The organism is Candidatus Uabimicrobium amorphum, assembly GCF_009002475.1.
GTDB lineage: Bacteria > Planctomycetota > Uabimicrobiia > Uabimicrobiales > Uabimicrobiaceae > Uabimicrobium > Uabimicrobium amorphum.
This window is the reverse complement of sequence record NZ_AP019860.1, coordinates 9,362,885-9,379,810: the sequence shown is the minus strand read 5'-3', so window position 1 is coordinate 9,379,810 and position 16,926 is coordinate 9,362,885. Positions and strand designations below refer to the sequence as shown.

The following is a 16,926-nucleotide window of genomic DNA, read 5'->3' as shown; positions in this document are numbered from 1 at the left end:
ACTAAGTTTTTTTCTGTTGTCTAGCGATTATAATATAAACAATTTGTGTGGCTATTAATAATATTTATTTCTAAAGGTAACAAACTATATGATTCCATTTGCACAAGCTTCGGAACGTTCCCAGGCGTATCGTTTACGAAAGTTAGCGATGGCTGTTATCGAACAGTACCCTCTCGCGATCAAAAAAGTAAACTACATTCAAAACGGCGAAAATGCCACTTTTCAGTTAATCGATAAAAAAGGTAAAAAGTATTTACTGCGTGTTCATCGTTACGGATATCATACAACGCAAGCAATACAGGAAGAACTACAGTGGTTAATCTCTATCGGAAAATCGACAGATATTCAAGTTCCACAGCCTATAAAATCCAAAAGCGGAACACATTTTGTAATAGTAAAACATCCCGCGATGTCTCATCCGCGTCATTGTGCGGTTTTTCATTGGGTAGAAGGTCGATTTTTATGGAAACATACCAATGAAAACTACATGCATAAACTAGGTGCTTTGATTGCTCAATTACAAAAAACGGGAAAAAAACGAAAAATACAACATCGCAAATATTGGTCGATAGACGGCCTTATTGGCCGTAACTCAAAATTTGGTGATTTGGAAGATGTTATTGGGATTCCACGAAAACAACACAACTTACTCATTCGTGCGCGCGACAGCATTTATGAAATGATGATTCTCTATGAAAAAAATAATCCCAAAAAAGTAGGGCTCATGCACGCCGACCTTCATTTTGGTAACTTTGTTGTGAATAAAGGTGTCTTAGGGGCGATTGATTTTGATGATAGTGGCGTAGGACTTCATAGTTACGACCTTGCGATCCCTATGCGTTCCCTGGCTTTTTTTACAGAGTATGAAAAGCGTAGTGATTTATCACAGTTATGTGCCGCATTGTTGGAGGGTTACGCGGAACACATGCCTTTGAACGAAAAAGACATACAGCATGTCAAAACTTTTCAAGCAATACGTCAACTAGTTATGTTGGGATGGTTGCAGTCGCGCTCTGATATACCACGATTAAAAAAACGTATACCTATCGCCGCGAAAAACGCCATGGTGTACATCAAAGATAACCTCGACATTCTTTAGAAAATTTACTTCGTTATTAGACGCGTATTTGCTATTATATGGCGTAATGAGCTATTTTTTGAAAGAGGATAGGAACTATGTTGTCAGAAAACGAGCAACAACACATCGAGTTACCTCCTGGTTACGAATTCGTAAAACAAATCGGACAAGGAGGCCAAGCAATCGTGTGGATGGTGCGCAATAATAATTTACCAAAAAATAAGAAATACCAAGCGTTAAAATTATTGGATTCGCGTAGCCATAAAGCGAGTATACGTTTTACAAAGGAAATGGACATACTTTCGCGTCTTAAACATAAAAATATCGTGCGTGTTTTGGTGGTAAATCCGAAAAATCACTACTTTATCATGGACTACTATCCCAATTCACTTGATCGCTATATGAATAAGGTGAACTATTCTCTATACACTGCCGTCGAAATCTTGCAACAGGTTACCGAAGGAGTGGCCTTTGCCCATAAACACAACATCATACATCGCGATTTAAAACCGAGTAATATATTATTATCAAAAAAACTAACGCCTAAAGTTGCCGATTTTGGTGTGGTAAAAATTTTAGAAGACAACCCTGAACCGTTTACGGCAACAGAAGACCTTATTGGTAGTGCTCCGTACATGTCGCCGGAACAGTGGGAGCAGGAAACAATTGATGAACGTACCGATATATGGGCGCTCGGAATTATGCTCTATCAAATGATTACACGTCAACTGCCTTTCCCCAATGCATCGGGGTATCGTTTGGCAAAAGCAACGATCATGGAACCAATAACAATACCTGAGGAAAAAAAGCTCAACCGCTTGGAAAAAATGCTCATTCCCATCTACCAAAAAGCCGTGATGAAAAAACCACAGGATCGCTATCAAAAAGCCGAAGACATGGCGCACGAAATTCGTAAGGCTTTACAAAAATATTCGGCAAGTAAATTAGACGAGTCCCAAGGGGGATGTGTATTTATTGCCGACACCAGTACAAAATATCTAAAACACTATCAAAATATGTTTGCCAGAATGAATCTTGAAATCGTTCTTGTAAAAGGCTGCCGCGACTTAGTTGATAAGCTCAAAAACAATGCACGACCTAATTTTTTGTTACTCGATAGTAAAATTCCAAAGAATTCAGTCATGAAAATGATTTCCATATTTCGCAAAAAAAGTCTCATTATTCCCATTATTGTGAGTCGAAAAGTTCATGTTGGCAATAAAACGCGCCTGAGTCTCAGCGATTGTTTAACATATAACAAAGTGCAAGAGCTTTATCGTACAAAGAGCGACTAACCATTCGTGTTGGTTCCGCCACTCAAAAGCTTATCTTACATGGTACACCAATTATCTTCTATGATCGCCATACTTTGTATGAAAAATTACGTACGTGTTGTAAAGTCAATAGTGATCGTATCAAGATGCTTTTCTTTAACTTTACTACTATCAAGATCTGTGTACACTCGCTCTGCGTTTTCTCGCCACCATAGTTTCGCCTTCTCTTGCCCCCAGTCTGTTTGGCAATTTTTTAAAAGCTTGTAGAGAACTTGTGCATTGAGAGGTCGTTCGCGAGGTTTTTTTCGCAAACAGCGCATTATGATATCTTCCAGTTCTTTGTTGATTGGTTTTCCCAAAACTTCAGAAGGTAGACGTGGCTTGGTTTTCACTTGGTGGCGACAAACATCCGCGGGGTCTTTACTGTTAAAAACGTGTTTACCGGTCAATAGAAAATAACCAACTGCACCAATAGCATATATATCGCATTTTTGATCTATATCTTCAGGATTTACCAATGCCTCGGGAGCAATATAATGTGGACTACCATAAATAGCACCTTTTTCATTGGCAACATACTCTTTACTGATATCATTAATTTCTCGTGCTAAACCAAAATCGAGAACTTTCACAAAATCGTAAATTCCTCCCCGTTCACCAATCATGATGTTTGCAGGTTTTATATCGCGATGGATGAGACCAATGCTGTGAGCTTCGGCAACGGAAGAACATACTTGTGTAAGGAAATAGACAACGCGCCCTTCCTTTACAGCGCCATTCTTGTAAACGAGTTCGCTCAAGGTAATGCCAGGTAAATACTCCATCACGTAATAAAAAATGCCCTTAGGCGTGCGCCCATAGTCGTATACCGCAATTGTATTGGGATGCGTTAGGCGACTTGTTAATTGTACTTCCTGCTCAAAACGCTTGACATTGTCTTCGCTGACTTGGCGTGGCTGGATGAGTTTTAATGCGGTAATGCGTCGCAATGTAGCATGAGAGGCCTTATAAACTTCCCCCATTCCCCCTTTGCCAATTCTATCGATAATTTTATACTGTCCAAATTGCTCCGCCGCCTTTGCCTTTTTGTAAAAATGCATTATGATGTATAGTGATATAAGTAATACAAAACCCGAAATTCCGACAAGAACAAATAAGTACCAAAACAAACGGCGAAAACTATACAAGGTAGCATACGCTTTTTCTAAATCAATTTCACTGGCAATGCCAATGTTAAAATCTTCCACCCACATCCATGCACCAATGACAGGTACACCACGAAAATCGCGATATCCCTCCACATTCACTCCTTTGGGATTGCGTAGTGCGTGAGTAACGAGATAAGTAAATGCCAACTCGTCATGGGAGACCTCTTCACCTTTGAGTAGATTACATTTGGGATTGAGTATTTTTAAATTAAAAATCGGGTGTTCGGAATCCATCAACCCTAACTCGCGGATTTGCTCATTCAAAACGCTACTCGTCAACATCCAGCCATCACCATCAAACGCATAGTTATGGCTAGTGTTGTTCACCTGAAAAATCGTAGAAAAGTCCATTTGCGGTTGTATACCGAAAACAAGAGAAGCAATAATCTCCCCGTGTTTGTCGTAAAGAGGTGTACCTGAAAGTATTAAGGCTTGTTTTTCTGTGGAGTTACTGTCAAGTGTTTTTAAAAAATCGCTCAAAAAAGGTGCTGTCAAAATCGTTTCACCTTGTAAAACGCGGTCGAAAAACTTTATTTGTAGAGAAGTAATACTTTGTCCAACGAGCGAGTCGTTTAAAGAAGCAACAATGCGTTTTTGTGGGGTAATAATAGCAAAATCTGTATAACCATACACGCGACACATTGGCCGTAAGTGTTGACGAATTTCTTTCAGGAAATGAGACTGGAGAATTTCATCGGGAGACTTCGACGATTTTTTGTTCATAAAATCTTCGGTAAGAGTCCGAACTTTTCGTTCCAATCCTTTACTAACTGCTGCGGATTTCTGAGCCTCGACCCACAGTTGTAACATCATGTATGTATTACTCAAATTGACATTTAGTTCTTGCGAGAATTTGTTTTTAATAACGCGGTCAATTAGCGAATTCATCCCTAAACCAACAACAATCAAAATGAGTGAAACAATCCCAAGTAGTGTCCACTTCTGCATATGCTTATTACTCCCAGTTGTATTTATCGCTAAATTTTCTAGATTTACGACTTGTGCTAGTTAAAATTATCATACGATTCCAATCGTGTTTCGATCGGGATTGCGAACAGGACCAGGAACATATGAAGATGATAAGTATTCTATTGGCACAATTCTCTATATTTATATATAACGCGAATGCTATTTTCCACCCAAAAAAAAAGAGCTTACTTTTATGTAAGCTCTCTCTTAATCACAAGTAAAAATTACTTTGCTTGTCCGCCACCAAAAATACATTTGAATAGGTTGCTAGCTGGATCGATAAGATCTAAAACACATTGAATAAAGTCACCAGAATCTTTGCATTTTTGAATAGCGCCGATCAAGTGTGGAGCATATTGCCCAACACATTGTAGAACTTTCCAAAAGTCAGGTGCTGCGTCAGTAAGACTTTTGTCCAAAGAAAGGCTCATCGCAAAATTGTCTTTTTCTAATTTGACTTCAATTTTGTACGCCACAGTTTTTGCATTGCGGCCTGTGAGTTTTCTATTCACAAAAGAAATACTTAGTACATTATCTTCTTGTGTTGCTTTGCAAGTAATGTATTCACCACTATCACCATTCATTTGTAGTGTACAAAAACCATTTTCGGTCTTGAATACAGACATAGCTTGTACTTCTTTGCCGCGCTTTACAGCTACAAACTCGTTTTTACCTTGCAAGAAATCTGCGTCACCAAAGTACAACATGTAATCTTTGTGAGCATCTTGTAGGCGGTTGATATCAGCAAAAGTAGAAACAGCAGTAAGCAAAACAACAAGAATTACAATATTTTTCATAAACTCTTCCCTTAAAAAAAATAGTGACTTACAGAATACTTCTACTATAACAAAATTCCACTTTCGACTAAATAAAATTTTTACTCTTGAACAAGTGGCTTTACTCTGACAACAATACCCATCAGGCCGTTTTCACAGCACCACTCCAATAAAAAAAGGCCTACCTTCAGAGGTAAGCCTTTTTATCGTAGTCAACACAGGGATCGCTTTTACTAATAAATTTCCTGTTTCGCAAAATGTTTTTGTGCGCGCCCCAACGCCATCAGAGGAAAGTAATGGCGGTAATAGTTATAGTTAATCATAAAAGCGCGAGACAACTCAGAACCTTGGTGTAAAGTATCCTTCACTTTTTTGAGAAAAACTCTCTCGCCAACACCATAACCGGGAAAGCCTGTACCTGTGTACTGCTTTTCGTCCCATGTGTTGTTTAGATGTTGATTGTTTAACCAAGAAACGCCTTTGCGAATGCTATCATCGTAAATATTTGTATCTACGGCTAGGAGAGCCATTAGCGCCCATGCTGTTTGTGATGCGGTGCTCTCACCTTTTCCTTTGAGGGCTTCATCAATATACGATTGGCAAGTTTCTCCCCAACCGCCATCACTGTTCTGATGTAAAACAATCCACTTTGCCGCTTCGTGGATATAATCAGCATTCATGTCCTCTCCCACAGTTTTGAGGGCGGGTAAAACAGCGGCTGTTCCATAAATATAATTCACTCCCCACCTTCCAAACCACGATCCATCGTCTTCTTGCTCACTTCTTATGTACTTGATTGCTTTTGCAACAGGTGGATAATGTAAATCGTAACCCATTTCGCCGAAGGCTTCGATCACATGTGCTGTCACGTCTACACTTGGAGGGTCGAGAGCTTCACCAAAATCGCAAAAGGGTATTTTTGTCACAATTTTGCTATTGTTGTCTTTATCGAAAGCTCCCCAACCACCATTTGACGACTGTAGCTCTAGTAACCACTGGCTTGCAACCTCCATTGCCTCTTTCATTTTCTTCACTTGATCTTGATCATCTAGTTGCTTACTCATTCTACTCAAGACCATTAAGGCTACCGCAGTATCGTCGGTATCGGGATAATAGTTGTTGGCTCTTTCGAAAGACCAACCACCACAAGGTGCATGCGGAGAGTATATTGTCCAATCTCCCTTTTCCTTTACTTGCTTCTGCAAAATCCAGTGCATCGCTTTTTGCAAATGCTCACTTTCACTTACCTTTACATCGCAATCTAACATCGCAAGGGCAGAAAGAACCGTATCCCATACAGGAGATTCACTTGCTTGTAAGTAAATCCCACCATTTTTTTCATACGACCAATGTTTGTCAAATGCAGAAAGACCTTTTGCCAAAACCGGATGATCTATTGCAAAACCTTCGGTGTATAGCGCCATCAAAGAATATACCCATGGTGGTTGAATACCACTCCATGCTCCATCTGCTTCTTGGCGTTCGATGATCCACTCCATACACAATTTTTTCGCTACTTTTCTCATCGGTTTCCACGGTAGTTTATTGTACATATTTAACGCTCGGTCTATGGCAAAAAATATCGATTCCCACGATGCCAATGAGCTATCCCGCGGTAAACTGTAGTCTATATTCTCACGACCGTTAGGAAACAACTCATCCAAACGTTTTTCGGGCGGTAAATGCCGTACCGGTCTATTTGCCGATAAAATAGACATAGGGACAAGTGTGCCTCGCGCCCAAGACGAAAAACGATAAATGTTGAGTGGAGCCCAAGAAGGCAAAAAGATAAATTCAGGAGGTAGTTGTGGAGTACACTCCCATGGCCATTCGCCAATAAGAGCCAACCAATATTTGGTAAAAACACGTAAATCTCTAAAATCACGCTGTAAAATCCACTCACGCGCTTTTGTCAAAGCTTCGCTATGCGGATCTAAACCGGCGACACGAAGCGCTGCGTAACTTTCTACAGTTGTGTTGATGTCACCCGATGGTGCGCCGTAAAATACTTCCCAAGAGCCATCAGCGCGTTGTTCATTAAGTATACATTGAACAACTTTATCATATTTAGGATCATCTTCTACACCTAAGAAATGTTGCATCAAAATCCATTCGGCTTCCATACATGAATTCGATTCTAACATTCCCACCCAGTAGCCTTCGTCGTGTTGTTTGCCTTCCAACCAACGAATTGCAGAGTTGACAACATTATCTACCTGGGTAATATCTATTTGTTTTTGCGCTTCTAGTACATTCGCAGCTTCCGCAGTATTTTTCACAGCAATCCCTTTACGTCACATGTATTTGTAGATAAATCTTTGTAGCAAATAGCTTTTGTAGCATATATTCAAATTTATTGACCAAACGGTCAGGAATACACTACAAAAATCCCCCTTTAGTATATTTTAGGGGTCTCATACGGGTTTGACCGATCGGTTAGGTTTATCTAATAAATCATAAGAATTTATATTTGTCAATTATTTTTATTACAACTTTGTGGAAGTTTGTGATAAAAACTTTGCGGTAAACTTTTGTCGAAATCATATTTGTTTCGAAAGGGAAATCAAAATAGAATCGTGAAGTTCATCTAGTGTACCATTCACTTCATATATTCTTGTATAAGCGAAAACAATGGCACCGCACTTTGATTACTTTGCAAAATTTGTAAATATTCGCGGTGCGATTTGTTATCAAATGGAGCAAGATCACGTGCTTGCTTATAAACACGCCACGTACGCTGCGCATTCCATGCAAAAAATTTACGAAAATTTTCATACTCTTTGTAGTACTGTGGAGATAGCTGTTGTGCTGCTTGTACTAAGGCCGCTGAATATACTAAAAATTCCAACATAGCAAGCAAAGTGTCGCGACGTCCTTGTTTCCACAACTCATTTTGCACTAAATCTAAACCCACTTCAGCGCCATTAGTGTATGCGACCCATTCTTCCCAAATATATAGTGGATTATTTTCGTAATCAGGGCTAGGAAAGTAGTGGGCGAATAATTCTCCTCGCAGTACCTTGGGAATAAACGCATATACTTTCGATAGTGGGACAGGTGGGTTTTCGATAATCGCCACATGATTGTCGAAAACGTAAAAAGCGTTGATTTTATTCGCATAGTATTTCTGCTCATTCATGCGAAAGTGTATGCTAATGTCATGCGTCGCTTCATGCGCTGTCGTCACTAAGTCTTCGAAATTATTTTCGTAAAATACCTCGTGATTTTTAATATCTTGCAATTTATTTCCCCAAGCAGGGTTTTTCGTATCTTTACGCGGGGCAAAATGTTCGAAAAGAGGCTTGGGTGGTTTCTGCGGCGCTGGGCTCTGACAGCCCAGACACCAACAAAGACTTACAATAAAGAGTACCTTAATCATTTAAAATTCATTTCTGGTAATTTGGTAATAAAGATGATTAATTCGCGTAATTTTTTGCGATGATTTTCATGCGGTTTGTCAATGATTTTCTCGGCGAGTTTTCGCGACTTCTCTCCCAAAACATCACCAGTGATACGCATAGCGATAATGTCAATTGCCTCTTGTAAAAATTCGCGATTACTCACGGCATATGCTCTACGCCATGGTCCAGGAACTAACTGAAACAGTTGATTGACGAGATCGCTACTTAACCGCCAGCGTTGTAAAATCATATTGGAATCCGTGTAAGATTGTGGATCTTCGGAATAACCATCTGGGGTTGCACAGTCAAAAAGGGACATACCGCTATTCGCCAAGTAGCGCGTCAGAAACCCGGGAAACTTTAGCTCAACACTACGCGCCATCCGCATAGCATAGTCTTGAGGATTAGCGAATTTCTTACACCTTAAGGCATCCTTCCAAAAAAGTGGATGTTCACTAAGCGTTAATAGAATCTTATTAAAATCGCCATAACTTTCATGGAAAACCTCCACAAGATCATCTACCAACTCTTCGGGAACAGGTGAAGAAACGTAATGCTTGGCAAATTTTTGGCAAACAAACCGCGCGGTACTAGGGTGTGCCGCGAGAAGTTCCAAAGCGCGCAACACTCTTGGTGCTTTATCACAACCAGAAGCCACAGGAAAACGCACACCGAGAATCACCTCTTCTTTGCCACTATTCAAAATCGCCGCAAAACGCTGTTCGCGATTTATTCCACCAAACTTACTGCGTATAATTGCTGCACAGGTCCAACCAGTGAGGAGACGAGCTAAGGCAGTAACATCTTGCTGAGTATAACCACCATTTACTCCTAAGGTATGAAGCTCCATAATCTCTCGTGCATAGTTCTCATTGATGCGATTGGCGAAACTACCATCCTGATCTAAATAAAATAACATCGCTGGACTTGTTGCAGATAGTAACAATAAATCGTAAAAGCGACCCACACCATGTTGGTAAAAACGTTGATGCTCTTTCCACTTTTCTGCCGCCTGTGTTTTGCGAATCCATGTGGAAAAATGATTTTGAGCCCACATCACAAAACGTGCATGTACAGGATTTGACGTAAGTAGTAGTTGCAACAACGCGCGTTGTTGAATGGCATACAATGAACCAATAGGAAACTGCTTCATGACACGTGTGTAAACTATTCGATCTCTAACGTCTTCACATACATCTAATTGCTGCGTCAACCAATTTTTTTCGCCCACAGCCAACAACTTTGCCAACTGCGAAAACTCGGGGCCATGAGCAAAGCGATTGAGCAGTGCCACAGCACGACTATATTTTGTACCACTTACAGGCTTTTCTTCTGCAACAATAAAGGTGACTTCCTTACTTTCTGCCACATTACCAACGACGTCCGTCGCACGTACAAAAACGCGATGTTTTCCGGGCTTTAAATTTGTAAGTGGTAATGGAAAAACATAGTGGCCTGCACGCCCCAAACGTTGCAAACTCATGTTTTTGGATTGTCCGTTCACGTAGATGTTTGTAACACCAACCAAGTCATTGTCACAAATCTCCGCGACAACAACATCGCTGCTGTGGACTACTTCGTCTTGTTGTGGGTGTACGATACGTACATTAGGAGGTGTTTCATCTGGTGGCATAATCTCTACTAGCATAATGGCATTGACAAACAAATTGCGATCCCCAATTCCTTCTTCGAAAGCATCGTTAACAAAAGAAAGCTGTAGATTACCTTTAATAATTTGCACATGACCTAATTCGCGCATACCCCAATAGCGAGGTATTTCTACCACGGGTAACTTTTTATCGTCAACACTGACTTGTAACTTAGCTCGTCCGCGAAAATCTTGCCCCTTGGCTTCGACATACACGCGAAAATTTCCACGGATGTTTTCGGGAAGCTTTAGCGTATATGTTTTGTTCGTGGCAAAAAACAACACCGGGTGATTCTTCCCTTGTGTTTTTACCATTTTCTTTTCGTCACTCCAGTAGGGGCTCGCAGAAGGAAATCGATAAAACTTCGGTGTGGGCGAACTCAATTTTTGTGGATTTATTAAAGTTTGCTTTTCACCTGTATATGTCACCCCTCCTTCGATCTGGGCGCTAAGATACACGCTATTCTCTCCTTGGCGTAAACTTTCGCGAAATACCGGAAAAAAGATGTCATATCCCTGCTGCTCACAAAAAACTTTGTCATTGATGTGAAGTTTCACTATTGGAGCAATTTGCGATGAAGTAATACAATTTCCTTGCAGGAAAGTACACCCCGTCACAACTTCCCCGTCAAAAACACTGTCTAAAGCTATTTTCACTTGGTGACGATTTGTTGGTTTTTGCATCATCATCATCGAACTATTCGCCGTGTTGTCCACAGAAACTAATTCGTATTGATCCAGCATCAAATTGCGATCCGCCCAAGGTGTTGCAAAAAAGTCGTTGGCAAAAAACACGGTGATTACGTTTTTTCCTTTGTCGAGAGCAAACGGTTTGCCAATGGCAACACGATGCCAGTTACTATCCACTATTTGCCCACCTGTGAGGAGTGCTTGTTGATCGTTTGCGTATATATTAACCGCAGGAAATTCCCCTCCTGCCAAATCTCCTTTCGCGCGCAACAAAAGCTGATAACGGCCTGGAGAAGGACAATTGTACTCAAAACTCCATGCGGGATATACGCTTGCACAGAAAATGTACTTCTCTCCACCAGCTTCGGGGTGTGATGCCACTTTAAACTTACCACCGCGACCAAAACGCTGTTGTGCACTAGTTACATAGTCATCTTCACACTCTCCGCGCTTTACCACATGCTTCGCCACAGAAACGGCGACGCGCTCACTCACCACATCATTGCATCGCGCAAATAAATCACATGTTTCGGGTAGCAACGAACTGTCTACATTAAATAAGTAACGACTGTGGTATGCATCTAAACGCAAAATCTTGTTTGCGGTAAATACATGTGAATTTGTATGTAACGATACGCTTGCCTTTTGTGATTCATCATACGCACTGACATCAACCGCGACCGTAAACTTCCCACACACGCTACTCCCCGTAATCGGAGTGATAATATTGAGTTGAACATTGCTATTTTTTGCTGTGCAAGTGATCTCAAGCTGATGATTATTTGCCAAAGTAAGTTTTGTCGTACCAACTTTTTGACCTCTTATACGTACGTACGCTAAGTCATATTCCTTAAGAAAAGTAGGTTGTTCAATAACCATTACACATTCAGGGTTAGTGCTACTTACAACAAGAGGTTGATTCTGCACGGCTTTCTTTTTACTGCGAATAGCGATCATACGCGTTTCATTTTCCGCAACAACTGTTTTTGTACATACAAATGCAAAATCATCACTGTAAACGACAGTGAATAACAAAAATATCAATACAAATTTCACAATCTATTTCCTAAACATGAGATTTAGAAGCATGAATTTCCGCTACTTTATTTAAAATTTTCTGTGCACATTGTAAATGACCGTGCACAGCAAAACCATGCGAGCAGCCTCGCGGAACTTGCTGTTCGCGAAAACGTTTTGCGGCAGCGTGACAGTGACGTGCTGCCATCTCTAACTCATCGGCAATCGCCTCGTATAACATTGCAACTTCTTCAATAGAAATTTCTTCCATCTGCCATCCTAACTTTGCTTTTTAACAATCTGCGCTTTTTGTTCATTTGTCATTTTATTATCAATGGCCTTTTTTGTAAAAAAAGGAACTTTTTTCCACCACAAGCGAAAGGCTTGGTAATGAATAAAAAAAACTACCTTCCACGTCATATGAGGGTATTTAAAAAACATCCTCACCAAAGAGCGATTATTCATTGCAATTTTTTTTAAAGACAAAGCCGTTTTTACAATAGGTTTATCGTCACTTAGTGTATGAATACACGCCTTGAGATCTTCATCGGGTGTCTGGAAAAAAAATTTCAAATTTGTCTCACTGTCGACAAAGGGCGAGATGTAAAAGTCCTTTACGTCGCGATATCGGTAAACATTTCCCTCTTTTTTTTGCGTAGGAATATGATAATATTTTTGTTCGGAGAAAGTGTTGGTTACTTCGGCAACGATATGATACAAATTTTCGTTTTCATCAAAACAAAAATAAAAACTAACAGGATTGAACACATAACCAACAATACGCATATTCGTCAATAAATATACACGATGTGCTTTTGTAATGCCGTTGTGTTGCAAAAATTTTTGGAATCGTTCCTTCAAAGGCAACCCATTTTTTTCACACCACAAATAGTCTTTTTCATAAAAAGAGAATAGACGCAACTTATTTAGCCCTATACACCACATTTCTTTTGCCAAAGAAGTGATTTCGTCTAAATCTACATACATCATATACACATTATAAGTGAACTTATTCTTTAAAGGAGAAACGCGATTATGGACAACTTGTCCTTCATATATACACGAGCTTTGCATTAGTCTTTTCTCTTCAAAAGTTTACTGGCACTTAATGCCGCACGTAAACCATCCTCATGAAAACCATAGCCAAAATAGCTACCGGCAAAATACACTTGCCCATTTTGCTGTAGTTCTCCTAAGTGTTTTTGCGCGTTGATGGCATCCATGCAGAACAGAGGATGCTCATAATCTGTTTCGTATACAATTTTTTGTGGATCTATCGGCATGAATTCGTTGATAGATACAAAGTAATTACGCGTTGTTTTTAAATTTTGTAAACGATTCATGTAGTATGTTGTGGTCGTAGTGTGTTCCGGAGAATTGGGAAGAATTTTGTAGTTCCAGGCACTCCAAATACTACGCAACGGCGGCATGGTACTCTCATCAAAATGTAAAACCGCTTTATTTTTTTGATATTTAAAACATCCTAAAATATTTTGTTCTTTCGCCGAGGCATCTTTCAGCATACGCAAAGCTTGGTCGGCATGTGTGGCCAACAGCACCTTATCAAATTTGTATTTTTCATGTTTTGTGCAAACCACCACACCATTGCGATCACGACACACAGATTGCACAGGACTGTTATTGTGCACTTTCATCTGCGGCATTTTCGCGCGTATATTTTTAATATAACTCCAAGAACCGCCTTTCACGGTCCGCCACGGATGATGAGTGTCTACACCTAAAAGACCGTGGTTGCGAAAAAACTCAATTAAAGTGCGCGCAGGAAACGCCATCATTTTTTCCATAGGTGTCGACCAAATAGCCGAACTCATTGGCACGATGTAATTTTCCACAAAGTATTTTGTGTAGCGTCTTTTTTTCAAATATACTCCAAGAGGTAGGTCCATACTACTTCGCTTTAGATCTTCTACCGAAGTTTTAAAAAAACGCATAATTTGTACAATGAAACGCCAGTATTCAAAGCGCAGCGCATTGCTACGCTGTGCAAAAATACCCGGTAAACCCGCACCACAAAACTGTAGTTTCGTTTTTAAGTTATACAAACTAAAAGACATGTTACTCGCTTGCGTCTCGACCTCTAGTTCTTCAAAAAGTTTTGTCAAATTAGGATATGTAACCTCATTGTAAACGATAAATCCCGTATCAATGTTGTACTCTTTACCATTTTCTTTGACCGCAATGGTATTTGTGTGTCCTCCCAAATAATTTTCTTTTTCAAAAATCGTAATATCATAATCGTTTCTTAAATAATAAGCACTAGCAATACCAGATATTCCAGAGCCTATAATAGCTAATTTTTGCATTCTTCCAACCTAACGAACTATTTTTCTTGCATACGTACCAACAAACAACGTCATGGTAATGATTCCCACCAACGCCTCAAAAGCGACAACAGCTTTTAGCCAACCATAAAAATCAGGATGTATGTCTCCAAAACCCATCGTTGTAAAGGCCATTACCGAAAAATAAATACATTGACTTAACGTAGGATGCTGCCCCTTCGTAATCTCATCCCCTTCGAGAATAAGTTGATCGGGAAACATCCAGTAAAATGTTCCAAATGCCGCAATCAAAAATCCGGCGAGAAAGGTAATGCGGAAAGGGTGCGTACCATAGTTACTTCCATAGTCAATAAGAATTTTTTCAAAAGTGTTTTTTGCCAAAACAAAAATATTCTTATTCTGCTTTGCTTTTATCGAACTGTGATGTCTTTTATTACGACGGAATTTCCAGTACGCCCAATCTTCTTCATCATGCATACCTTGGATGGAGAAACTTTTCTTTAGCGCCAAGTACTCCTGTGAGGTTCTCTCTACGTCCATAGAATTATTGTCATGCTTATCTCCACGTAGTTTTCCATCGATCTGCTGTGGAACAATCGCGATCACATCGGTGACCATATTGTAGAAAGAGATTTGATCAAAAGAAGCCTCAGCAAGGTTTAGGCGACGATTGATATTCGCTCCCTTTAGAGTCAGTTCTTGCGCCACATTTATTTTGCGCAAATCCAACTCCAAACTACAAAACGCTCCCGAAAAAACGGCATCTTCGGCAAACTGTGCATTGCGAAAACTAATTTGTTCTCCAAAATAAACGTTATTAAACTTTGCCTGCTTCGCAAATCGAACCTGTTGAAACAGTGCTTTTTTATTAAAACGTGCATTGGCAAAGTTAGCGTCGCCGTCAAACACTGTCGCATTTTGATCTTCGGGGCAGTTAGAAATCGATGTTTCCGTGGCAAAACGCGCCGCGCCTTCAAACTCGCTATTCATAAAATTAACATCTGCGAACTTACAACCCACAAAATAAGATTGTTTCACAAACTGTGCTTCTTCAAAAGAACACACTGCGTTAAATTTGCAAAAACGGAAAAACGCCGTTTGGTGAAAAATAGCCTTGTCAAAACAAGCGCGATTGACAAACTCACTACCGTTAAAAGTTACTTCGCCCACAAACGCCGCGTTTTTTAAACTTAGATTATGTTTAAATGTGCACTTGGAAAAATCGACACTACTGCTCTGCGTCCCCCATGTCGTTTGTTCAAAACCAACTTTATGGAAACACGCTCCATGAAAGTTGATCAACGCCGACTTTAGTTGCGAACCTTCGAAGTTTATGGATTTGTGAAAAGTGGTTCCTGCAAAGTTGAGTTGCTGATCATCACCGCCAAAGTAACTATTGCGAAAAAATACATCTTGGTGGTAAATGGTATTGTTAAAATTTAAGGTTCCTTCACAACTCACGTTGTCGAGAAAAAATCCACCGTTAAACAATGTATCCTTTGTATTGATCTGGTTACCAATAAAAGACTTACTTAAGTTAAATTTCTTATCAAATGTCGTATTCGCCAAAGAAACAACACCGTTGATATTACATTTATTCATATTAAAAATAGTAAAATAATGACTTCCTTGCGAAGCAAATTCACCATGAAATGCACACTTCAAAAACTCGACTTTTTGTTTAGCATACACTTTATTCCATCCTGCACGGTCATGAAAAGTACATGCATTTACGTGCACTAAGTTTTCAAAAGTCGATTGGCCAAAGTTCATCTTTTTACTGAAAATAACACGGCTAAGAGACAAATTGCTTTTAACATCTAATTTGCGCATCCATACGTTACCATCAAAGTTACACGCAATTATTTTAACGTTTTTCGCAAATACACTTTCGTTGAGAGCAATGTCTTGGTAAAAGTGATTGAACCTAAACAAGAAATCTTCTGCAAAGTGGGCCGTACACGAAAACTCGCCCTCAAATTGGCCTTGGACACAGTCAAAAGTATCCGTAAAGTTACAATGCTCAATACGAACATGTTGTTTAAATCTCGTTTGCAGAATCATTTCTTTGCGATCTTGCAAGGAAAGTTTTGTTTTGCCGATAGTGCAATTTTTGATAATCACTGTATCTAAGCACGTACTTCCAGACAAATCCAACTCGCCGATCTCACAATTGTGCAGCGCAATTTTTTGGATTGTACAGTTACGTAAAACAACACTTTCGACCTTGGCATTTGCGATTGGTTCTCCCGCAATAAGCATTTCCTTTACTTTTTCGTTATCGATATCATGCATTTGCTCATTGCTGTTACAACCCCATAGATCACTCATAATACATCCTTTACATTTCGTTGACACATTCGCACATTTTACAACGTCAAACCGTCTCTAGCTGACGAAAATACGTCTTTGCTAAAAAATGAAAATCTTTCATTTTGCGAAAATTTTTTTTAGACGAAAATATGCAAATAGTTCTTCGTTATTTCGCTAATACTAAGATATGTCATTATTTGAAACTCATTCATTGTACATTCACAGCTTTATTCCTTTTATAGCAAAGAT

Annotated in this window: 11 protein-coding genes; 2 read left to right on the top strand and 9 right to left on the bottom strand. The window is 39.7% G+C overall.

Annotation, left to right across the window (positions count from 1 at the left end):
- The first annotated feature begins 88 nt into the window (after positions 1-88).
- On the top strand, positions 89-1,099 hold the full coding sequence (locus UABAM_RS32900; RefSeq protein WP_152021861.1) for a phosphotransferase enzyme family protein: 1,011 nt from the start codon (positions 89-91) through the stop codon (positions 1,097-1,099).
- A gap of 77 nt (positions 1,100-1,176) precedes the next feature.
- A complete protein-coding gene (locus tag UABAM_RS32895; RefSeq protein WP_152021860.1) occupies positions 1,177-2,373 on the top strand; it encodes a serine/threonine-protein kinase in 1,197 nt (398 codons plus the stop codon).
- 86 nt (positions 2,374-2,459) lie between these two features.
- Here the strand turns inward: UABAM_RS32895 and UABAM_RS32890 are convergent, their stop codons facing one another.
- From UABAM_RS32890 to UABAM_RS32850, 9 genes are all read right to left on the bottom strand, one after another.
- On the bottom strand, positions 2,460-4,508 hold the full coding sequence (locus UABAM_RS32890) for a serine/threonine protein kinase (protein WP_152021859.1): 2,049 nt from the start codon (positions 4,506-4,508) through the stop codon (positions 2,460-2,462).
- 245 nt (positions 4,509-4,753) lie between these two features.
- Entirely contained in the window at positions 4,754-5,326 is a 573-nt protein-coding gene (locus UABAM_RS32885; protein WP_152021858.1) for a hypothetical protein, read from the bottom strand.
- Between the two features lie 212 nt (positions 5,327-5,538).
- Positions 5,539-7,584, bottom strand: coding sequence for a squalene--hopene cyclase (gene shc / locus UABAM_RS32880; protein WP_229759337.1), 2,046 nt, complete (start codon positions 7,582-7,584; stop codon positions 5,539-5,541).
- Positions 7,585-7,904: 320 nt separating this feature from the next.
- Positions 7,905-8,684, bottom strand: coding sequence for a hypothetical protein (locus UABAM_RS32875; RefSeq protein WP_152021857.1), 780 nt, complete (start codon positions 8,682-8,684; stop codon positions 7,905-7,907).
- The gene (locus UABAM_RS32870; RefSeq protein WP_152021856.1) at positions 8,681-12,100 is read right to left on the bottom strand and encodes a DUF1800 family protein; all 3,420 of its coding nucleotides are present in this window, start codon (positions 12,098-12,100) and stop codon (positions 8,681-8,683) included. Before UABAM_RS32870 ends, UABAM_RS32875 begins: the two co-directional genes overlap by 4 nt.
- A gap of 10 nt (positions 12,101-12,110) precedes the next feature.
- Positions 12,111-12,332, bottom strand: coding sequence for a hypothetical protein (locus UABAM_RS32865; protein WP_152021855.1), 222 nt, complete (start codon positions 12,330-12,332; stop codon positions 12,111-12,113).
- Positions 12,333-12,340: 8 nt separating this feature from the next.
- On the bottom strand, positions 12,341-13,135 hold the full coding sequence (locus UABAM_RS32860) for a DUF1365 domain-containing protein (protein WP_152021854.1): 795 nt from the start codon (positions 13,133-13,135) through the stop codon (positions 12,341-12,343).
- The gene (locus tag UABAM_RS32855) at positions 13,135-14,385 is read right to left on the bottom strand and encodes an NAD(P)/FAD-dependent oxidoreductase (protein ID WP_152021853.1); all 1,251 of its coding nucleotides are present in this window, start codon (positions 14,383-14,385) and stop codon (positions 13,135-13,137) included. The genes UABAM_RS32860 and UABAM_RS32855 overlap by 1 nt, the downstream gene beginning before the upstream one ends.
- A gap of 9 nt (positions 14,386-14,394) precedes the next feature.
- On the bottom strand, positions 14,395-16,695 hold the full coding sequence (locus UABAM_RS32850) for a pentapeptide repeat-containing protein (protein ID WP_152021852.1): 2,301 nt from the start codon (positions 16,693-16,695) through the stop codon (positions 14,395-14,397).
- Between the last annotated feature and the right edge of the window lie 231 nt (positions 16,696-16,926).

Bases quoted from the DNA above. Each gene is read 5' to 3' on its own strand.
- UABAM_RS32890 (WP_152021859.1), bottom strand. From the start codon at position 4,508: ATGCAGAAGTGGACACTACTTGGGATTGTTTCACTCATTTTGATTGTT.
- UABAM_RS32850 (WP_152021852.1), bottom strand. From the start codon at position 16,695: ATGAGTGATCTATGGGGTTGTAACAGCAATGAGCAAATGCATGATATC.
- UABAM_RS32855 (WP_152021853.1), bottom strand. From the start codon at position 14,385: ATGCAAAAATTAGCTATTATAGGCTCTGGAATATCTGGTATTGCTAGT.
- UABAM_RS32895 (WP_152021860.1), top strand. From the start codon at position 1,177: ATGTTGTCAGAAAACGAGCAACAACACATCGAGTTACCTCCTGGTTAC.
- UABAM_RS32865 (WP_152021855.1), bottom strand. From the start codon at position 12,332: ATGGAAGAAATTTCTATTGAAGAAGTTGCAATGTTATACGAGGCGATT.
- UABAM_RS32875 (WP_152021857.1), bottom strand. From the start codon at position 8,684: ATGATTAAGGTACTCTTTATTGTAAGTCTTTGTTGGTGTCTGGGCTGT.
- UABAM_RS32860 (WP_152021854.1), bottom strand. From the start codon at position 13,135: ATGCAAAGCTCGTGTATATATGAAGGACAAGTTGTCCATAATCGCGTT.
- UABAM_RS32900 (WP_152021861.1), top strand. From the start codon at position 89: ATGATTCCATTTGCACAAGCTTCGGAACGTTCCCAGGCGTATCGTTTA.
- UABAM_RS32885 (WP_152021858.1), bottom strand. From the start codon at position 5,326: ATGAAAAATATTGTAATTCTTGTTGTTTTGCTTACTGCTGTTTCTACT.